This is a genomic window from Micromonospora sp. NPDC000121, assembly GCF_042899165.1.
GTDB lineage: Bacteria > Actinomycetota > Actinomycetes > Mycobacteriales > Micromonosporaceae > Micromonospora.
The window spans coordinates 43994-60931 of sequence record NZ_JBIAZP010000016.1 but is presented as its reverse complement, the minus strand read 5'-3'; the positions used below and the strand labels follow the sequence as shown (position 1 = coordinate 60931).

General features: G+C 75.5%; 18 protein-coding genes. 8 read left to right on the top strand and 10 right to left on the bottom strand.

Annotated features, from left to right (window positions below):
- Positions 1 to 60: 60 nt before the first annotated feature.
- Entirely contained in the window at positions 61 to 849 is a 789-nt protein-coding gene (locus ACFY23_RS30245; RefSeq protein ID WP_350676832.1) for an aldo/keto reductase, read from the bottom strand.
- Positions 850 to 945: 96 nt separating this feature from the next.
- Here ACFY23_RS30245 and ACFY23_RS30240 point away from each other — a divergent pair, with 96 nt between their 5' ends.
- Positions 946 to 1995, top strand: coding sequence for a DNA polymerase ligase N-terminal domain-containing protein (locus ACFY23_RS30240; protein ID WP_350676835.1), 1050 nt, complete (start codon positions 946 to 948; stop codon positions 1993 to 1995).
- A 98-nt stretch (positions 1996 to 2093) separates the two neighbouring features.
- Complete coding sequence (locus tag ACFY23_RS30235; protein WP_350676967.1) at positions 2094 to 3287, top strand: threonine synthase; 1194 nt, start codon at positions 2094 to 2096, stop codon at positions 3285 to 3287.
- Between the two features lie 64 nt (positions 3288 to 3351).
- Here ACFY23_RS30235 and ACFY23_RS30230 read toward each other — a convergent pair whose 3' ends face one another.
- The 3 genes from ACFY23_RS30230 to ACFY23_RS30220 all read right to left on the bottom strand — a co-directional run bounded on the left by ACFY23_RS30230 (position 3352) and on the right by ACFY23_RS30220 (position 6445).
- A complete protein-coding gene (locus ACFY23_RS30230; protein WP_350676837.1) occupies positions 3352 to 5145 on the bottom strand; it encodes a glycoside hydrolase family 15 protein in 1794 nt (597 codons plus the stop codon).
- 128 nt (positions 5146 to 5273) lie between these two features.
- Positions 5274 to 5678 (bottom strand): cupin domain-containing protein, encoded by a 405-nt coding sequence (locus ACFY23_RS30225; RefSeq protein WP_387038605.1) that lies wholly within the window; start codon positions 5676 to 5678, stop codon positions 5274 to 5276.
- A 278-nt stretch (positions 5679 to 5956) separates the two neighbouring features.
- The gene (locus ACFY23_RS30220) at positions 5957 to 6445 is read right to left on the bottom strand and encodes a septum formation initiator (RefSeq protein ID WP_350676842.1); all 489 of its coding nucleotides are present in this window, start codon (positions 6443 to 6445) and stop codon (positions 5957 to 5959) included.
- 103 nt (positions 6446 to 6548) lie between these two features.
- On the opposite strand from ACFY23_RS30220, the gene ACFY23_RS30215 reads away from it, so the two are divergent.
- The 4 genes from ACFY23_RS30215 (at position 6549) to ACFY23_RS30200 (ending at position 10548) form a co-directional block, all read left to right on the top strand.
- Positions 6549 to 7241, top strand: coding sequence for a response regulator transcription factor (locus tag ACFY23_RS30215; RefSeq protein ID WP_350676845.1), 693 nt, complete (start codon positions 6549 to 6551; stop codon positions 7239 to 7241).
- Entirely contained in the window at positions 7238 to 8512 is a 1275-nt protein-coding gene (locus ACFY23_RS30210; protein ID WP_350676847.1) for a HAMP domain-containing sensor histidine kinase, read from the top strand. The genes ACFY23_RS30215 and ACFY23_RS30210 overlap by 4 nt, the downstream gene beginning before the upstream one ends.
- 164 nt (positions 8513 to 8676) lie before the next feature.
- Entirely contained in the window at positions 8677 to 9210 is a 534-nt protein-coding gene (locus tag ACFY23_RS30205) for a PepSY domain-containing protein (protein ID WP_350676850.1), read from the top strand.
- 234 nt (positions 9211 to 9444) lie between these two features.
- Positions 9445 to 10548, top strand: a complete 1104-nt coding sequence (locus ACFY23_RS30200) for a hypothetical protein (RefSeq protein ID WP_350676970.1) — start codon at positions 9445 to 9447, stop codon at positions 10546 to 10548.
- A gap of 37 nt (positions 10549 to 10585) precedes the next feature.
- On the opposite strand, the gene ACFY23_RS30195 is transcribed toward ACFY23_RS30200, so the two are convergent.
- Together ACFY23_RS30195 and ACFY23_RS30190 are read right to left on the bottom strand one after the other, a co-directional pair.
- The gene (locus ACFY23_RS30195; protein WP_350676852.1) at positions 10586 to 10867 is read right to left on the bottom strand and encodes an adhesin; all 282 of its coding nucleotides are present in this window, start codon (positions 10865 to 10867) and stop codon (positions 10586 to 10588) included.
- A gap of 180 nt (positions 10868 to 11047) precedes the next feature.
- A complete protein-coding gene (locus ACFY23_RS30190) occupies positions 11048 to 12181 on the bottom strand; it encodes an NAD(P)-binding domain-containing protein (RefSeq protein WP_350676855.1) in 1134 nt (377 codons plus the stop codon).
- Positions 12182 to 12289: 108 nt separating this feature from the next.
- On the opposite strand from ACFY23_RS30190, the gene ACFY23_RS30185 reads away from it, so the two are divergent.
- Complete coding sequence (locus tag ACFY23_RS30185) at positions 12290 to 12721, top strand: hypothetical protein (protein ID WP_350676857.1); 432 nt, start codon at positions 12290 to 12292, stop codon at positions 12719 to 12721.
- A gap of 128 nt (positions 12722 to 12849) precedes the next feature.
- Positions 12850 to 14433: a D-alanyl-D-alanine carboxypeptidase/D-alanyl-D-alanine-endopeptidase gene (gene dacB, locus ACFY23_RS30180; RefSeq protein WP_350676860.1), complete on the top strand. Its 1584-nt coding sequence runs from the start codon at positions 12850 to 12852 to the stop codon at positions 14431 to 14433.
- 81 nt (positions 14434 to 14514) lie between these two features.
- Here dacB and ACFY23_RS30175 read toward each other — a convergent pair whose 3' ends face one another.
- From ACFY23_RS30175 to ACFY23_RS30160, 4 genes are all read right to left on the bottom strand, one after another.
- Positions 14515 to 14841 carry a hypothetical protein gene (locus ACFY23_RS30175; protein ID WP_350676862.1) on the bottom strand — a complete coding sequence of 109 codons (327 nt, stop codon included), beginning with the start codon at positions 14839 to 14841 and terminating at the stop codon, positions 14515 to 14517.
- An 89-nt stretch (positions 14842 to 14930) separates the two neighbouring features.
- Complete coding sequence (locus ACFY23_RS30170) at positions 14931 to 15914, bottom strand: hypothetical protein (protein WP_350676865.1); 984 nt, start codon at positions 15912 to 15914, stop codon at positions 14931 to 14933.
- Between the two features lie 72 nt (positions 15915 to 15986).
- Positions 15987 to 16331: a DUF1330 domain-containing protein gene (locus ACFY23_RS30165; protein ID WP_350676867.1), complete on the bottom strand. Its 345-nt coding sequence runs from the start codon at positions 16329 to 16331 to the stop codon at positions 15987 to 15989.
- A 119-nt stretch (positions 16332 to 16450) separates the two neighbouring features.
- Positions 16451 to 16888, bottom strand: coding sequence for a nitroreductase family deazaflavin-dependent oxidoreductase (locus ACFY23_RS30160; protein ID WP_350676869.1), 438 nt, complete (start codon positions 16886 to 16888; stop codon positions 16451 to 16453).
- Positions 16889 to 16938: the final 50 nt, after the last annotated feature.

Here is a 16938-nt window from a genome sequence, read left to right as displayed (position 1 = left end):
CAACGTCGAACCCTGTGCGGCGCCCCGCGGGCCCGCGATCAAGGGGTGCCGAGGGGGGCGTCAGGGGTTGCCGAGGGCGTCGATGTCGCGCATCTCCTCGGCGGTGAGCGAGAAGTGGAAGATGTCGGCGTTGGCGCGGATCCGATCCGGGGTCACCGACTTGGGGATGACCACGATCTCGTGGTCGACGTGCCAGCGGAGCACCACCTGGGCCGGGGAGACGTCGTGCGCGACGGCGATCCGGGTCAGCACCGGGTCGGCGAGGTCACTGGTCTTGAACGGACTGTAACCCTCCAGCACCACGCCCCGGTCCCGGTGCTCCCGGTGCCGCTGCCGGTCGTACAGCGACGGGCTCCACCGGATCTGGTTGACCGCCGGGTTCTCCTCCGTCGCCTGGATCAGCTCGTCGATCTCGGCGGTGCTGTAGTTGCTCACCCCCACCGCCCGCGCGAGCCCCTCGTCCCGGGCGGCGAGCATCTCCCGCCACACGGGGATGCTGTCGGCCGGGTTCGACGGCGGCCAGTGCACCAGCCACAGGTCGACGCAGTCGATGCCGAGCGCGGTCAGGCTCGCCTCGAGGGTCTCCCGCTCCCGGCCGACCCGGTCCGGCGGCAGCTTCGTGGTGAGGAAGACGTCCTCGCGGCGCAGCCCGCTCTCCTGTACCGCCCGGCCGACCTCCTTCTCGTTGCCGTACATCGTGGCGGTGTCGACGTGCCGGTAGCCGGCGTCCAGCGCGGCGAGCACGGCGTCGTACCCGGCCTGGCCGGTGGCCTGCCACGTGCCGAAGCCGAGCAGAGGCATCCGCACCTCGCCCGGGAGCGGAACGGAGGGCTGCTCCTGGTGGTCCATGCCGACGGGTCTACCCGTGCTGACCCCCGGCATGCTCCGCCGATCCGGACAACCGGGCACCCAGCGGGCCGGCGCGGTTTGCCGGAGAATGCGGGGGTGGCTGACCGGCTGGAGGAGTACCGGCGCAAACGGGACGCGGCGCGCACCCCGGAGCCGGTGCCGAAGCGGCCCCCGCGGCGGAAGAAGGCCGCCGAGGGGGCGGCCCGGTTCGTCATCCAGCAGCACCACGCCCGCAGCCTGCACTGGGACCTGCGGCTCGAGCACGACGGCGTGCTGGCCTCCTGGGCGGTGCCGCGCGGGCTGCCCCGCGACAACGGCCGCAACCACCTCGCCGTGCACACCGAGGACCACCCGATGGAATACCTGGACTTCCACGGCGAGATCCCGGCCGGCGAGTACGGCGGCGGCCGGATGACCATCCACGACCGGGGCACGTACCGCCTGGAGAAGTGGCGCGACGACGAGGTCATCGTGGTGCTCGACGGGGAGCGCACCGCCGGGCGGTACGTGCTCTTCGCCACCGGCGGCAAGGGTGGCCGGGACTGGATGGTCCGGCGCACCGACCCGCCGCCGGAGGGCTGGGCGAGCATGCCGGAGCTGGTCCGCCCGATGCGCCCCACGCCGGCGGCGAAGCTGCCGAGGGACCAGGCGGAGTGGGGCTACGAGCTGCGCTGGGACGGCGTGCGCGCGGTCGCGTACGTCTCCGGGGGACGCCTGCGGCTGGTCTCGGAGGACGACGAGGACATCTCCGGGACGTACCCCTGGCTGCGCGAGATGGCCGAGGAGCTGGCCCCGACGGAGGCCGTGCTCGACGGCGTCCTGGTCCGCATCGACACCGCCGGGAGGGTACGCCCGGCGCGCGGCGGACGCCGGACCCCGGACGCGCAGTACCTGATCTTCGACCTGCTCTGGTTGGAGGGCGTGACCAGCACCGACCTGCCGTACGCGCAGCGCCGGGAGCTGCTCGACGGTCTGGCGCTCGCCGGCCCGCACTGGCAAACTCCGCCCTGGTTCCCCGGCGCCGGCCCCGAGGCGCTGCGGGCCGGCCGGGAGCAGGGGCTGCCCGGGGTGGTGGCGAAGCGGCTGGACTCGACCTACGAGCCCGGCCGCCGCAGCCGACGCTGGCTGAGCATCGACGCGGGCTGAGGAACGGGGGCGGCCGGAAGCCGGGCACGAGCGGGACCACGATCCGCGACACGAGCGGGCCACGATCCGCGACACGAGTCGAGACGGTGAGGAGCAGCGTGTACCTGACCCACCTGGAGTGCCCGCGCTGCGGGCGCGAGCACGACGCCGGCAAGCTGGTCAACCTCTGCGACTGCGGCTCGCCGCTGCTGGCCCGCTACGACCTGGCCGCGGTGGCGAAGGTGCTCACCCCCGAGCGGTTCCCGCTGCGCCCGGCCGACCTCTGGCGCTACCGGGAGCTGCTGCCGGTCGCCGATCCGCGGCACACGACCACGCTGGGCGAGGGCTGGACGCCGCTGCTGCGCACCCCGGCCTACGGCGCGGAGATCGGCATCCCGGACCTGCTGGTCAAGGACGAGGGTCTGACGCCGACCGGCTCGTTCAAGGCGCGCGGCGCGGCGGTGGGCGTCAGCCGGGCCCGGGAACTGGGCGTGGAGCACATCGCCCTGCCGACCAACGGCAACGCGGGCGCCTCCTGGGCGACGTACGCCGCGCGGGCCGGGCTCGGCGCGACGATCGTCATGCCGCTGTCCGCGCCGGCCATCTGCCGGCGGGAGTGCGTGGCCGCCGGGGCCGACCTGCGCCTGGTCGACGGGCTGATCGGCGACGCCGGCCGGCACGTCGCGGGGCTGGTCGCCGACTCCGGCGGCGCGGTCTTCGACGCCGGCACGCTGCGCGAGCCGTACCGGCTCGAGGGCAAGAAGACGATGGGGTACGAGATCGTCGAGCAGCTCGGCTGGCAGGTGCCGGACGTGATCGTCTATCCCACCGGGGGCGGGGTCGGCCTGATCGGCATCCACAAGGCGCTGCACGAGCTGCGCGAGCTGGGCTGGATCGAGGACAGGCTGCCCCGCCTGGTCGCGGTGCAGTCGACCGGCTGCGCCCCGATCGTCCGGGCCTTCGCCGCCGGGGAGGAGCGCGCGCGGCCCTGGGCCGACGCGCACACCGTGGCGTTCGGCATCACCGTGCCCGCCCCGCTCGGCGACGAACTGATCCTCGACGCGCTGCGGGCCAGCGCCGGCACCGCGATCGCGGTCGACGACGCCGAGATCCTGGCCGACCTGCGGGACTTCGCGGCCCGGGAGGGGCTGTTGCTCTGCCCGGAAGGGGCCGCCTGCCTGACCGCGGCCCGACACCTGCGCGCCGGCGGCTGGATCCGGGCCGGCGAGCGGGTGGTGGTGCTCAACACCGGGTCCGGGCTGAAGTACCCGGAGACCGTGGACGTCGCCGACGTCCCGGTGCTACCGGCCTGACGGTGCAGCAAGGGCCCCTTCCTCTACAAACTGCGACAGGAGGGGGCCCTTCCTCACACCGCCGTCAGTCGGTGGTGGGGTCGGTGAGGCGCCAGGCGGCGCTGACCAGGCCGATGTGCGACAGCGCCTGCGGGGTGTTGCCGAGCTGCGCGCCCGTACGCGGGTCGATCTGCTCGCTGAACAGGCCGACGTCGTTGGCGTGCCCGAGCAGCCGCTCGAAGAGCGCCTCGGCGCGCCCCCGCTCGCCGACCATCACCAGGCACTCCACCAGCCAGAACGAGCAGAGCAGGAAGCCGGCCGGGTCGGTGCCCCACCGCCGGAGGAGACCGTCGCCGGCGCCCAGCTCCCGCGCGACCACCTCGATGGTGGCGCGCATCCGGGGGTCGGTCGCCGGCAGGAAGCGCACCAACGGCAGCAGCAGCGCGGAGGCGTCCAGCTCGGACGAGCCGAACGCCCCCGTGTACGCGCCGACCCGCTCGTCCCAGCCCTCGCGCAGCACGGCGGCGCGGATCTCGTCGCGGATGCCCGCCCAGCGCCGCGGGTCGGCCCGGTCGCCGAGCCGGGGCGCGAGCGTCACCGCCCGCTCCATCGCCACCCAGCACAGCACCTTCGACGACAGGTAGTGCCGGTCGGCGTCCCGGGTCTCCCAGATCCCCCGGTCGGGCAGGTGCCAGGTGGCCGCCACCTGCTCGGTCAGGTCGAGCACCATCTCGCGCAGCTCCTCGTCGAACGTCTCGCCCAGGCGGTCCCGCAGCCGCCAGACCGCCGAGACCACCTCGCCCGGCACGTCGAGCTGGCGCTGCCGCCAGGCGTCGTTGCCGACCCGGACCGGCAGGCTGTCGGCGTAGCCGCGCAGGTGGTGGCACTCGTACTCGGAGACGTCCCGCTCCCCCTCCAGCCCGAAGAGCACCGGCACGGGGTCGGGGCCGACGCGGCCGATCGACCGGGCCGCCCAGGCGAAGAGGCGGGACGCCTCCGTCGGGCACGCGGCCACCCAGAGGGCACGCATAGTCATCGCGAAATCGCGCAGCCACGAGTAGCGGTAGTCGTAGTTGCGGTCGCCGCCGATCCGCTCCGGCAGCGACGTGGTCAGGGCCGCGGCGACGGCGCCGCTGCGGGCGTACGTGAGGCCGGTGAGCACGGTCGCGCTGTGCCGGACCTGGTCGGGGTAGCGGCCGTCGTAGTGGTGCGCCTCCCGGTACGCCTGCCACGCCCGCACCGTCTCGGCGAGCGCGGTCACCGGGTCCAGCCGGACCGGAGCCGCCCCGTACGCCCGCCCGTACGCCACGTCGAAGCCGACCACCTGCCCGGCGGCGACCTCGAAGTCCTGCCGGACGCGGTCCCGCTCGACGGTCAGCGGGATCCCGCCGGCGCGCAGGCCCAGCACCACCGGGCCGGCCGCGGCGAGCACCCCGTCGGGCCGCTCGTGCAGGTAGGGGGTGAGCAGGCCGTACTCCGGGCGGGGGCGGAAGTCCAGCGACATCCGCACCCGCCCGGTCAGCCCCTCCACCACCCGCAGCAGCACCGCCGGCGAGTTCATCCCCAACTCGTGGCCCCGGGCGCCGTGCTCGGCGGCGAGCGCGTCGGTGACCGCGACGCTGCCCTCCGGGGTGTGGTGCACGGTGCGCAGCACCAGCGTGTCGGCGAAGTACGCCCGCTCCGCCCGGTGCCCGGGCAGCCCGGCCGCGACGGGCGCCAGCCGCCAGTGGCCGGCCGCCGGGTCGAGCAGCCGACCGAACACCGACGGGGCGTCGAACCGGTCCGGGCACCACCAGTCGATCGAGCCGTCCCGGCTGACCAGGGCGCCCGAGCGGCAGTCGGAGAGGAATCCGTAGTCGGAGATCGCCGGCTGGTCCACCCGCCGGGGGTACCCCGTTCGGCCCGCCTCAGACGGGCACCGCCGGCGCGCCGATCGGCCCGTCAGGCAGGCGGGCGGGCGGCGCCGCCGGCAGGCGGCCGGGCGGGCGGCACCGCCGGTGGACGGGATCAGGAGGTGGGCGGCTCGTCCTCGCCGGCCTCCTCCGCCGCGTCGGCCTCCTCCTTCGTCCGGTGCACCGCCTGGTCGGCGTGCTCGGGGGGACCGTAGACGGTGTAGAGCACCAGCGGGTTCGGGCCGGTGTTGACGAAGTTGTGCTTCGTGCCGGCCGGCACCACCACCAGGTCGCCCTGGACGACCTCGCGCTTCTCCCCCGCCACGCGGGCCTCGCCGGTGCCGCTGACGAAGGTGAGGATCTGGTCGATGTCCTCGTGGACCTCCTCGCCGATCTCACCGCCCGGCGGAATCGTCATGATCACCAACTGGGTGTGCTCACCGGTCCACAGCACCCGCCGGAAATCCGGGCTCTTCTCGGCGACGGTCGCGATCGTGTAATGCTCCATGCCGACGCACATACCCGCTCCGGCGCGACGCCACGCCGAGACGTGCAGATGGTGGAATTCCCCACTGATCGCAGGTTTGGTGCCCCCGTGGACGGGGATCGAGACAGGGACGGGCGCATGGCGCCGGTCGAGCCAGGTCCCCGCTGACGTACCGCCGTACGGCTGCGGTGGTGGGAGACGGCCAGAGCGCGGCGACGTTCCGATCCCGAGGGATCCGAGCGGCGCCGCGCGCTCGTGTCCGGAGCACCGCCGGGTGGGAGGGCCGGTCGGCGGTCGCCCGGCCGCCGCGCTCAGTCGTCGTCGGCCTCCACCACGGGCTCCCGGCCCACGCAGCGCACCTTCAGCTCGAACTCGCCGGCCGGGCCGGCGAACGTGACCTCCACGTCGTCGTCCGGCCCCCGGTCGACGTCGGAGACGCGGTAGCCCTGCGCCGGCGTCCAGGAGACCAACCACACCCCGTCCGGCCTGCACTCGGCCACCGCCGTGCCACCCGTCGTGGAGAGGGCCCGGCGCTCGCCCTGCGGGGCGGGGCCGGTCGGTGCCGGCGACGACGGCGCCGCGCCGGTGGCGGTCGGTGCCGGGAACGACGGCCCCGCACCGGTGGCGGTCGACTCGGGCGACGCCAGAGCGCGCTCGACCTCCTCCTGGCTGAGCACGACGCCGCCCGGGGTGCCGGCGATGCTCTCCCCCACCCACCGGATCGCGGCCACTCCGATCAGGGTGGCGACGACGGCGGTGGCCAACCAACCGGCGACGGCGAGGAACGAACGGCGGCGCATCCACCGAGTGTCCCCGATCCCGGGTTGGGCCGAGCTATGGACGACGCTAAGAGACGGTTAAGGACCGGGCCGGCGCATCCGGCGGCGGCTAGCCTTGCCACCTGTGGCCCGCCTGCTGCTCATCGAGGACGACCTGACGATCCGTACGCCGCTGCTGCGGGCGCTGCGCGAACGGGGGCACGCGGTAGCCGCCGCCTCGACGGCGATGGCCGGCCTGCGCGACGCGCTGGACGACCGACCCGACCTCGTCGTGCTGGACCTGGGCCTGCCCGACCTGGACGGCCGGGAGCTGCTGCGGATGCTGCGCGCCGTCAGCGTCGTACCGGTGATCGTGGCCACCGCCCGCGACGACGAGACCGAGATCGTCCGGGTGCTCGACGCCGGGGCCGACGACTACGTGGTGAAGCCGTTCACGGCGGCGCAGCTCGACGCGCGGATCCGGGCGGTGCTCCGGCGCGGGGCGGGCTCCGTCCCCGAGGACCCGGCGCTGGTGGTCGGCGGGCTGCGGGTGGACCCGAGGTCGCGGCAGGTCACCCTGGACGGCGAGCCCGTCGAGCTGACCCCGCGCGAGTTCGACCTGCTGCACCACCTCGCCGGCCGGCCGGGCCAGGTGGTCACCAAGCGGGAGCTGCTCGCCGAGGTGTGGCAGATCCCGTACGGCGGTGCCGACAAGACCGTGGACGTGCACCTGTCCTGGCTGCGCCGCAAGCTCGGGGAGAGCGCCCAGGCGCCCCGCTACCTGCACACGGTGCGGGGCGTCGGGGTGCGCCTCGAGGCGCCCGGGAGCGCCGGATGAGGGCGCGGATGGCCTTGCTGGTCGCCGCGGTCAGCGTGCTCACCCTGGTCGCCTTCCTGGTGCCGCTGGCGCTGCTGGTGCGTACCGTCGCCGAGGACCGGGCCACGGTGCGGGCCACGGCCGACGCGCAGAGTCTCGTCACCGTCGTCGGCACCGCCGACGCCGCGGCGATCCGGCTGACCGTGGAGCAACTGGCGGCGGAGTCCGACCGCCCGGTCAGCGTCTTCCTGCCCGACGGCACCGTGCTCGGCGCCCCGGCCCCGCGGACGCCCGCGGTGGCGCTGGCCGCCCGGGGGCAGAGCTTCACCGCCGAGTCGGGGCGGGGGCGCGAGGTGGTGATCGCGGTGCAGGGCCGCCCCGACGGCACCGGGGTGATCCGCACGGTGGTCCCGCCCGAGGAGCTGACCGCCGGGGTGACCCGCTCCTGGCTGGTCCTGGCCCTGCTCGGCGTGGTGCTGGTGCTGATCGGAATGGCCGTCGCCGACCGGCTGGCCCGCACCCTGGTCCGGCCGATCGGCGAGCTGTCCACGGTGTCGCACCGGCTGGCGAACGCCGAACTGGACGCCCGCGTCACGCCCGCCGGGCCGCCCGAGCTGCGTGAGGTGGCCGGCGCCCTCAACCACCTCGCCGGTCGGATCCAGGTGCTGCTGGCGCAGGAGCGGGAGGAGGTCGCCGACCTGTCACACCGCCTGCGCACCCCGTTGACCGCGCTGCGGCTGGAGGCCGAGTCGCTGCGGGACCCGGAGGACGCGGCCCGGGTGACCGCGGCGGTGGACGGGCTGGAGCGGGCGGTCACCGGCCTGATCCGGCAGGCCCGCTGGCGGGCGCCGACTGCCGGGGCGGCCAGCGCGGACGCGGCCACGGTGGTGGCCGAACGGGTGGCGTTCTGGTCGGTGCTGGCCGAGGACACGGGGCGCGCGGTCACCCTGGACCTCGCGCCGGGACCGCTGCCGGTGGGCGTGCCCGCCGACGAGTTGGCGGCAGCCGTGGACGCCCTGCTCGGCAACGTCTTCGCGCACACCCCGGACGGCACCGCGTTCGCCGTCCGGTTGACGGCCGGGGCGGGCCGGGCCGTGCTGACCGTGGCGGACGAGGGACCGGGCGTCCCGCCCGACACCATCGGCCGGGGTGCCAGCACCGCCGGCTCCACGGGCCTCGGCCTGGACATCGCCCGGCGCGCCGCCGAGGCCACCGGCGGCCGCCTCACCCTGCACACCGCACCCTCCGGCGGTGCCGAGGTACGCCTCGAACTCGGCCCGCCGACGCCCTGACCCGCAGCTCGCGCCGCGCCGCGCCGGGCAGGCTGTCGGGGTACTGGCGGCGAACACAGCGGCCGAACCCGGCGGCCTTAACCCGGGCTTAGCGTTCGGGCAGCGTGCCGCTATCCGGGCAGGCGCGATCCTCGTGGTCAGGAACCGAGGAAAGGCGAACCGAGATGAAGCGCAACCCCCTGATCCTGGCGTCGGTCGGCGGCATGGCCGTGCTCGCCGTGGCCGGCGCGGCCCTCGGCGTCGCGGCCGCCGACGGCGGTCCGGCCCGGGCGACCACCCTGGTCGCCGCCACGACCGCCCCGACCACCGCCGCCAGCCCGGACGACAGCGCGACCAGCGCTCCGGCGACCGGCGGCACCTCGGCGGCCCCCGGCGCGCCGTCGGGCGGCAGCGCCCCGGCGACCGGCGGGGACGCCGTGACCGAGCAGCGGGCCCGCGAGATCGCGCTCGCCCGGGCGGGCGGCGGCCAAGTCGTCGAGATCGAGGCCGAGCAGGAGCACGGTCGGCCCGTGTGGAGCGTGGAGATCGTCGCCGGGCAGACGGAGCACGAGATCGACGTCGACCGGGAGAACGGCACCGTGGTCAAGGCCGAGCAGGAGCCGGTCGACGACGATGACGACGACGACCGCGACGATGACGACGACCGCGACGACGACGATGACGACGACAAGGACGACGACTCCGGCGACGACGACTGACCCCGGTGCCGCCGCCTCCCGCGTCAGGGGGGGGCGGCGGCGTCGGCCGGTCGGGTCACGTTCGGACCGGCGGCCGGCGGTGGAGGGCGGGCGTCCCGTGCGGCGTCGGGTGCCGGGCGTCTGGTGGCGGGCAGTTCGGTGGCGGGCGTCTCGCGTGGACGGATGGCGTACCGGACTCGCAGGGGTGGGCCGATCGACCCTGTGACCGACACCGATGTCTGGCTACATTGGGGTATGGTGCCCGCCCACGGAGGCCGGGCGGCGGAACCGGTCTACCGCCCCATCCTCGCCAGCCGGCGGGGCGAGCTGGAGGCGCTCGGTCACCTCGACCACGTCGTCACCCCCCTGCTCGCTCCGGTTCTCCAGGTGTCCGTTTTGGACTCGTACACACTGGACGTTCTCGGCCGGCTCCCCGCCGGGCTGCTCCCGACCGTCGACGTCACCGGTCTGCCCGATGCCCCCGAGACCGAGCTGGCCCGCTGGGGCGTACCGCTGGTGCCGGTGATCGGGCTCGCGGACAGCGACCGGCGCCTGGTCACCCACGGCGCGGCGGCGCGGAGCCACGCCCACCGGGCGGTGGTCCGGCTGCGGCTCGGCCAGGACCGGGCCGGCCCGGACGCGACCACCGCGGCGGTGGAGCGGGTCTGGCGCCTCACGCGCCTCGTCCCCGAGCAGTGCGACCTGCTCCTCGACGCCGGGGACGTGTGCTGCGCGGCCGACGTGCGGCTGGCCGAGCTGCGGCTGCGCCGGCTGCTGGAGTGGGCGCGCCGGCACGCCTGGCGCTCGGTGAGCGTGGCGGCCGGCGGCATGCCGCCGGCGGTGTCCCGCCTCCCCACCGACGAGCCGGTACGCCTCGACCGCTGGGACTGGCGGCTCTGGCAGCGGCTGGCGGACCTCGGCGTCGGGTACGGCGACTACGGCGTCGGCTCGGCGGTGCCCGGCGCCGACCAGCCGGGCGACCGGCTGCCCACCGTCCGCTACACCGCCGACAACGCCTGGTGGGTGTACCGCTGGTCGCGGCGGGGTGGGCGGGGCGACGACCGCTTCGCGGACCTGTGCCGCGCACTGGTCTCGGCACCGCACTGGCCGGCCGCCGGAGGCGACTTCTCCTGGGGCGACCACGAGATCGTCCGGCGCGCCCGGCGGGGCGCCGGTGCGGGCTCGGCCAGCAACTGGGCGGCGTGGAGCACGTCGCACCACCTGGCGCACGTGTTGGCGACGCTGGCGCGCCCCGGGCGGGAGGCCCGGCCGGGGCCGTGGCGCTCCGGTCAGCCGGCCGCCGAGCGGGGCCGGCCCGCCCGGCCGCACCGGGGCGGCGAGACCCGCCGGGCCGGCTGACCCGCCACCTCAGCGCCGGCGCCCCGCACGGGCCCCGTCACTGCTTCTCGGTGAACCCGAACTGCACGATGCCCTCGTCGTCGACGGTCGCGTCGACCGAGGCGTCGCCGAGCAGTTCGGCGGCGTCGGAGTCCAGGAAGATCCGGGCGCCCTGGTTGTCGACCACGTGGTCGCCGTCGACCGGTTCGGCGACCAGCTCGACGGTGAGCGAGCCCGCCTGGGTGTCGGCGGCGATCCGCACCCCGCCGTCCTCGGCGACGTCCTCCTGGTTGGCGAGGTCTCGGATCACCATCACGGCGTTGTCGGTCATGGTGAGCATGGCGGAACTCCTCGTGGATTCTCGGATACGCGGTGCGGACCGGGATTCGGCCCGCGCACGAGCGCACGTGGGAGGCGATGGAAGGGCGACACGCACATCGCCGTCGCAGGTCGGGGCAGGTCAGGGCCCCTCCATGGCCTACGGTGCCCCCTGCCGGGGGATCCGTCAAATAGAGCGGGATCAGTGGCGGGCGCCCGCCGGGGCGAGCAGTGCCCGGATCTCGCGTGCCGCCGCGCGGCCGGCCCGGTTGGCGCCGACCGTGCTCGCCGACGGTCCGTACCCGATCAGGTGAATCCGCTCGTCGGCGACCACCCGGGTGCCGTCCATCGTGATACCGCCGCCCGGCGCGCGCAGCCGCAGCGGCGCGAGGTGGTCCAGCGCGGCCCGGAAGCCGGTGCACCAGAGGATCACGTCGGCGGGCACGAACCTGCCGTCGTCCCAGGCCACGCCGTCGGGCGTGATCCGGTCGAAGACGGGTAGGCGGTCCAGGACGCCGCGCTCGCGCAGCCGGCGCAGCTCGGGCGTGAGCGGCAGCCCGGTCACCCCGACGACGCTGGCCGGCGGGCGGCCCGCGCGGACCGCCGCGTCGACCAGGGCCACCGCCGCCCGTCCCCGTTCCGGGGTGAACTCCTCGTCGCGGAAGTCGGGCGGGCGCCGGGTCACCCAGGTGGTGCCGGCCGCGACGGCGGAGACCTCGGCGAGCAGTTGGACGGCGGACGTCCCACCGCCGACCACCACGACCCGCCGGCCGGCGAACTCCGCCGGGCCCCGGTAGTCGGCGGTGTGCAGCTGGCGGCCCCGGAAGACCGACCGGCCCGGGTAGTGCGGCCAGAACGGCCGGGTCCAGGTGCCGGTGGCGTTGACCAGGGCGCGGGTGGCCCAGGCACCCTGGTCGGTCAGCACGTCCAGCCGGCCGTCGGGCCGGTCGCGCACCTCGCGGACCCGCACCGGACGCCGTACCGGCAGGGCGAACTCGCGCTCGTACGCGGCGAAGTAGGCGCTGACCACCTCGGCCGCGGGCCGGTCGGGATCCGCCGCCGGGAAGGGCAGGCCGGGCAGGTCGTGGAAGCCGTGCACCCGGTCGAGCCGCAGCGTCGGCCAGCGGTGTCGCCACGCCCCGCCGGGCCCGTCGTCGCCGTCGAGGAGTACGAAGCCGTCACCGGGGGCGAAACCGGCGCGGCGCAGATGGTAGCCGGCGGAGAGGCCGGCCTGGCCGGCTCCGATCACCAGCACGTCGACGGAGCGCTCGTCCATGTCGGGTGCAACAACGAACGCCGCGACCGGCTGCCCACCGGGCGGCGTCTCTCCGCTCACACGCGCGCCACCCGCCGCCGGCGTGACGACGTCCCGGCCGGGGTAGGAACCGGGCCGCCCCGCCGGGAGTCTGATCGGCGTACGGGCCGGGTTCGGGCGGGAGGCGGAATGGGTGGACGGCGCAGGTGGCGGGCGCTGCTGCCGGCGGCGGCGGTGGGCGTGCTGCTGAGCGGCTGCACGGGCGTCGGGGTGGCCGAGGCGCCGACCGAGGGCACGGCGTCGTACGAGGCGTGGGGGCTCAACGAGGCGTCGAGCGACCTGCGCGGCGGGGACCGTACGGTGGTGCTCAACGGCGACCTGGACCACGACGGCAAGGCGTTCTTCAGCGTCGACGGGCGGTGGCGGGCGGGCGGGTTCGTGCTGGACGACGCCTCGGCCGAGAAGGTGCGTGCCCTGGCCGGCCAGCTCCCCGACCGGACCGGCGATCCCGAGTGCCGGCGGCTGGTGCTGGTGGCGGACGGCCTGGCCGACCGGGCGGTCGCCGTCCTCACCCCGGAGGCGTCCGGCGGGCCGGTCACCGCCGCGCCGCTCGACGGCTGACCCGCAGACGGTGTACGAGTGCCGGTCGCCGGAGGAGGTGGTCGGCCTGTTGCAGGGCGGCCACGGGCGGAAAATTTCTTTCGCTCGGCGGTCTTCTCTGGCGAATACCTCCATGGCAGCATCAGCGCATGCATCGTCGTCTCCTCCCCCGGGCGCTCGCGCTGGCGGCGCTGGTGGCCGCCGCCGCCACGGCCGGCGCCCCGACCGCCACCGCCGAGTCGCCGACCCCCGCGGCGACCCGCCTGAACGCCACCATCGACGCGATCCTGGCCGACTCCCGGCTGGCCGGGGCGCAGGCGTCGGTGGTCGTGAAGGACGCGGTCACCGGCGAGACCGTCTACCACCGCAACGGCGACCGCCGCCTGGTGCCCGCCTCCAACACGAAGCTGCTGACCTCGGCCGCGGCGCTCGAACTGCTCGGGCCGGGGCACCGCTTCGCCACCGAGGCGCGCACCACCGGCACCCGCCGCGCGGGCGTGGTCTCCGGCAACCTCTACCTGCGCGGCGGCGGCGACCCGACCATGCTCGCCGCCGACTACGACGCGCTGGCCGCGCAGGTCGCCGCCGAGGGCGTCCGGGTGGTCACCGGCAACCTGGTCGCCGACGACACCCGCTACGACAGCACCCGCCTCGGCCCGGACTGGACCTGGGACGACGAGCCCTACTACTACGCGGCGCAGGTCTCCGCCCTGACCGTCGCCCCCGACACCGACTACGACGCGGGTACCGTCATCGTGCACGCCGCACCCGGCGCGAGCGCCGGCACCCGCCCGGTCGTCACCACCACCCCGGCCACCGGGTACCTGAAGATCGACAACCGGGCCCAGACGGTCGCCGACGGGGAGACGTCGATCTCCTTCGAGCGGGCGCACGGCAGCAACACGGTCGTGGTCACCGGGCAGATCGCGCTCGGCGACGCGCCGGAGAGCGACTGGGTGACGGTCTGGGAGCCGACCGGGTACGCCGCCGACGTCTTCCGCGCCGCGCTGCGCAAGCACGGCGTACGGGTGCTCGGCCGCACCGTGCTGGGTCAGGCCACCCCGGAGGGCGCGGCCGAGGTGGGGCGGCACGAGTCGATGCCGCTGGCCCAGTTGATGGTGCCGTTCCTCAAGCTGTCCAACAACGGGCACGCCGAGGTGCTGACCAAGGAGATCGGCCGGGTGCTTTCCGGCTCCGGCACCTGGACGGCCGGGCTGACGGCGATCAGCGAGTACGTCGCCGACGCGGGGATGGACACCGGCACGCTGCGCCAGCGGGACGGCTCGGGGCTCTCCCGGCGCAACCTGATCCCCGCCGAGGAGTTCGTGGACCTGCTCACCGCCGTCCGCGCCGAGCCCTGGTTCGACACCTGGTACGCCGCCCTGCCGATCGCCGGCGACGCGGACCGCTTCGTCGGCGGAACGCTGCGCAGCCGGATGCGCGGCACCCCGGCGGCGGGCAACGTGCACGCCAAGACCGGCAGCCTGACCGGCGTCTCCGGCCTCTCCGGCTACGTCACCGACGCCGACGGGCGGGTGCTCGCGTTCTCCATCCTGCTCAACAACTACCTGGCCTCGTCGGTGAAGGGGCTGGAGGACCAGATCGCGATCGCGCTCGCCTCGTACACCGGGAAGGGCGTGACCGCAGCGCGGATGGCGCCCCCGTCGGCGCCCGACGCGCCCCGGGTCCCCGAGGGCCGCGAGTGCTCCTGGGTGAAGCCCGTCGCCTGCTGACGGACTGGCGGGGCCCCCGCACCCGGCGCCGGCGACAGGCCGGCGGGGCCGGGGGCGAGGGCCCCGCCGGCGCTCAGGCGCTCAGGCGCCCGGGCGGTGCGGGGGCTCGGCGGTCGGGTCGCCGCGCGCGATCAGCGCGGCGATGTCGGCGGGGCGCAGGCCGCGCTCCGCCAGCACCCGGACGCCCCAGCGGTGCAGCCGGCACGGGTGCGGGCTGGCGTCGTTGCGGCAGACCGTCCCGCCGGACCAGCTTCGGGGCGCGTGCACCACGACCGCCCGGACGGCGAACTGCGCATCCTCGGCGGTGACGTACGGCGGCAGCGGGATCTCCCGGAGCACCTCCCCGGACGGCTCCCCGCCGCCGCGTGGGGCGGGCGGACGGACGGTGCGGGTGGTGGCGCTGCTCATCGGTCGAGCCTCCACAGAGGATTGTCGGACGTGGACAGCAGAAAGTTACGGCACGGCGAACACAGCGCGACGGACAAACTGTCCCGGAGTCAGCGACCGCAGCCCCGGCAGGGGCGCCGCGTGCGCAGGTGGTGCCCGACCGCCGCCACCCCCAGCCCCCAACCCCACAGCCAGTACGCCGGCTCGGCGACCCAGAAGAACGCGAGCGGGAAACGGCCGTCCCCCGGATCGAACGTGCCGGTGACCGTCTCGACGGCGAGCTGGGCGAGGCCCACCCCGAAGTAGCAGACCAGGCCGACGGAGAACAGCGCCGCCGGGACGAGGAGCAGCAGCCGGGGGATCCGCCGGCCGGCGAGCAGCGGCACCCAGCCCGGCCAGACCACGCCCCAGGAGTGCACCAGGGCCAGCGGCAGCAGCACGCCCGCCAGCAGGAAGCCCACCTCGAAGGCGACCATCGACGCGCTCTCGCTGAGCGACATGCCCTCGAAGCCGAACCACACCTGGGCGGCCAGGCGCAGCAGGCAGCCGGCCACCGCCGACCACGCCGCCACCCGGGCCCAGGTCGGCACCGTCGTCACCGCACGCGCCGGGCCCGTGCGCCCGCACCGGCGGCAGTCGCCCCGCAGCCGGCGCCGGTGTTGCCGGACCGCCGCGTGCAGCAGCGCGGCCCCGGCGAGGCAGGCGATCCGGCTGAGCAGGGCGCCCGGGTGGAACGCCTTGCCCGGGTCGAGGATCAGCAGCCCGACCACGTCCAGCAGCAGCAGCGCGCAGGAGACCAGCACCGCCGCGCAGACCACCCACCCGGCCGCGGCCAGCGCCGGCCGCCAGGAGCGGGCGACGGCGAGGCCCGCGCCGACCAGCCCCGCGGCGGCACAGAGCGCCACCGCCCACCAGCCGGTGAAGACCACGAGGTCCGTGTCGAGCGGCGGGAAGGCCGGCGACCCGACGAGGGCCCAGCGCACCCGCACCGCGCCGTAGAGCAGGGCCCAGGCGATCACGGCGTACGGCAGGACCGGGCGGCGCGGGCGGGCGGCGATGGGCGGTGGGGCCGGCGACGGCAGGGTGGTGGTCATGCCACCAAGCTGCCGTCGTACACGGCGCGCCGGTTCCCCAGCGGGGGTGGACCGACTCCCCCGCCCGGGGGATCAGCGGGCGGCGTGCTCCCGCAGCCGGGCTGCCGTGCGCCGGGCGTCGTAGTCGGGGGCGACCCCGTCGACGATCAGCGTCGCGCCCGGGATGTTCCGGGTGCGCAGCGGAACGATCTCCTGGTAGGCGGGCGAGTCGTACCAGGCCCGGGCGCGCTCCAGGTCGGGAAACTCCACGATGACCACGGTGCCGGGCCAGTCGCCCTCCTTGACCTCCACCTCGGCGCCGTGCACCCGGAACCGGCCGCCGAACGGGTCCAGCGTGCCCTGGATCCGCTCGATGTAGGTCAGGACGTCCTCGTTGATCTGCGGTGCGTACAGGTGGGCGAGCGCGAACGCGGGCATGGGTCCTCCCCGTGGAGCCGGTCCGCCCGGCCGGATCGCCGGTGCGGTACGCCGAGTCTCGCGCCGGCGCCCGCCCGGCGTCGATTACCCACGAGGTAACGGCGACCCGCCGCCCCTGGTCAGACGCGGTCGAGCACGACGACCGGGATGTCCCGGTCGGTCCTCGCCTGGTACTCGTCGTACGACGGCCAGATGGCGGCCATCGTGGACCACATCCGCGGCTTCTCCTCGGCCGTCGCGGTACGCGCCCGCGCGGTGAACCGCTCGCCGCCCACCTGCACCTCGACCAGCGGCTCGTCGAGCAGGTTCAGGTACCAGGCCGGGTGCTTCGGGTCGCCGCCCTGCGAGGCGACCACCAGGTACGCGTCGCCGTCGCGGCCGTAGATGAGCGCGGTGCGCCGCAGCTTTCCGCTGCGCCGCCCCCGGGTGGTCAGCAGCAGTGTGAAGACGCCCGGCCGCCACTCGTGGCCCTCGGCGCCGTCGGTTTCGACGTACCGCCGGATGTGGTCGGCCACCCAGCCCTGCGGGCTGTCCAGCACCTGCTCGCCCGACGTCATCGGACCTCCCGTTCGTCCGCGCCGCTCCTCGTCGCGACCACGCTACCCTC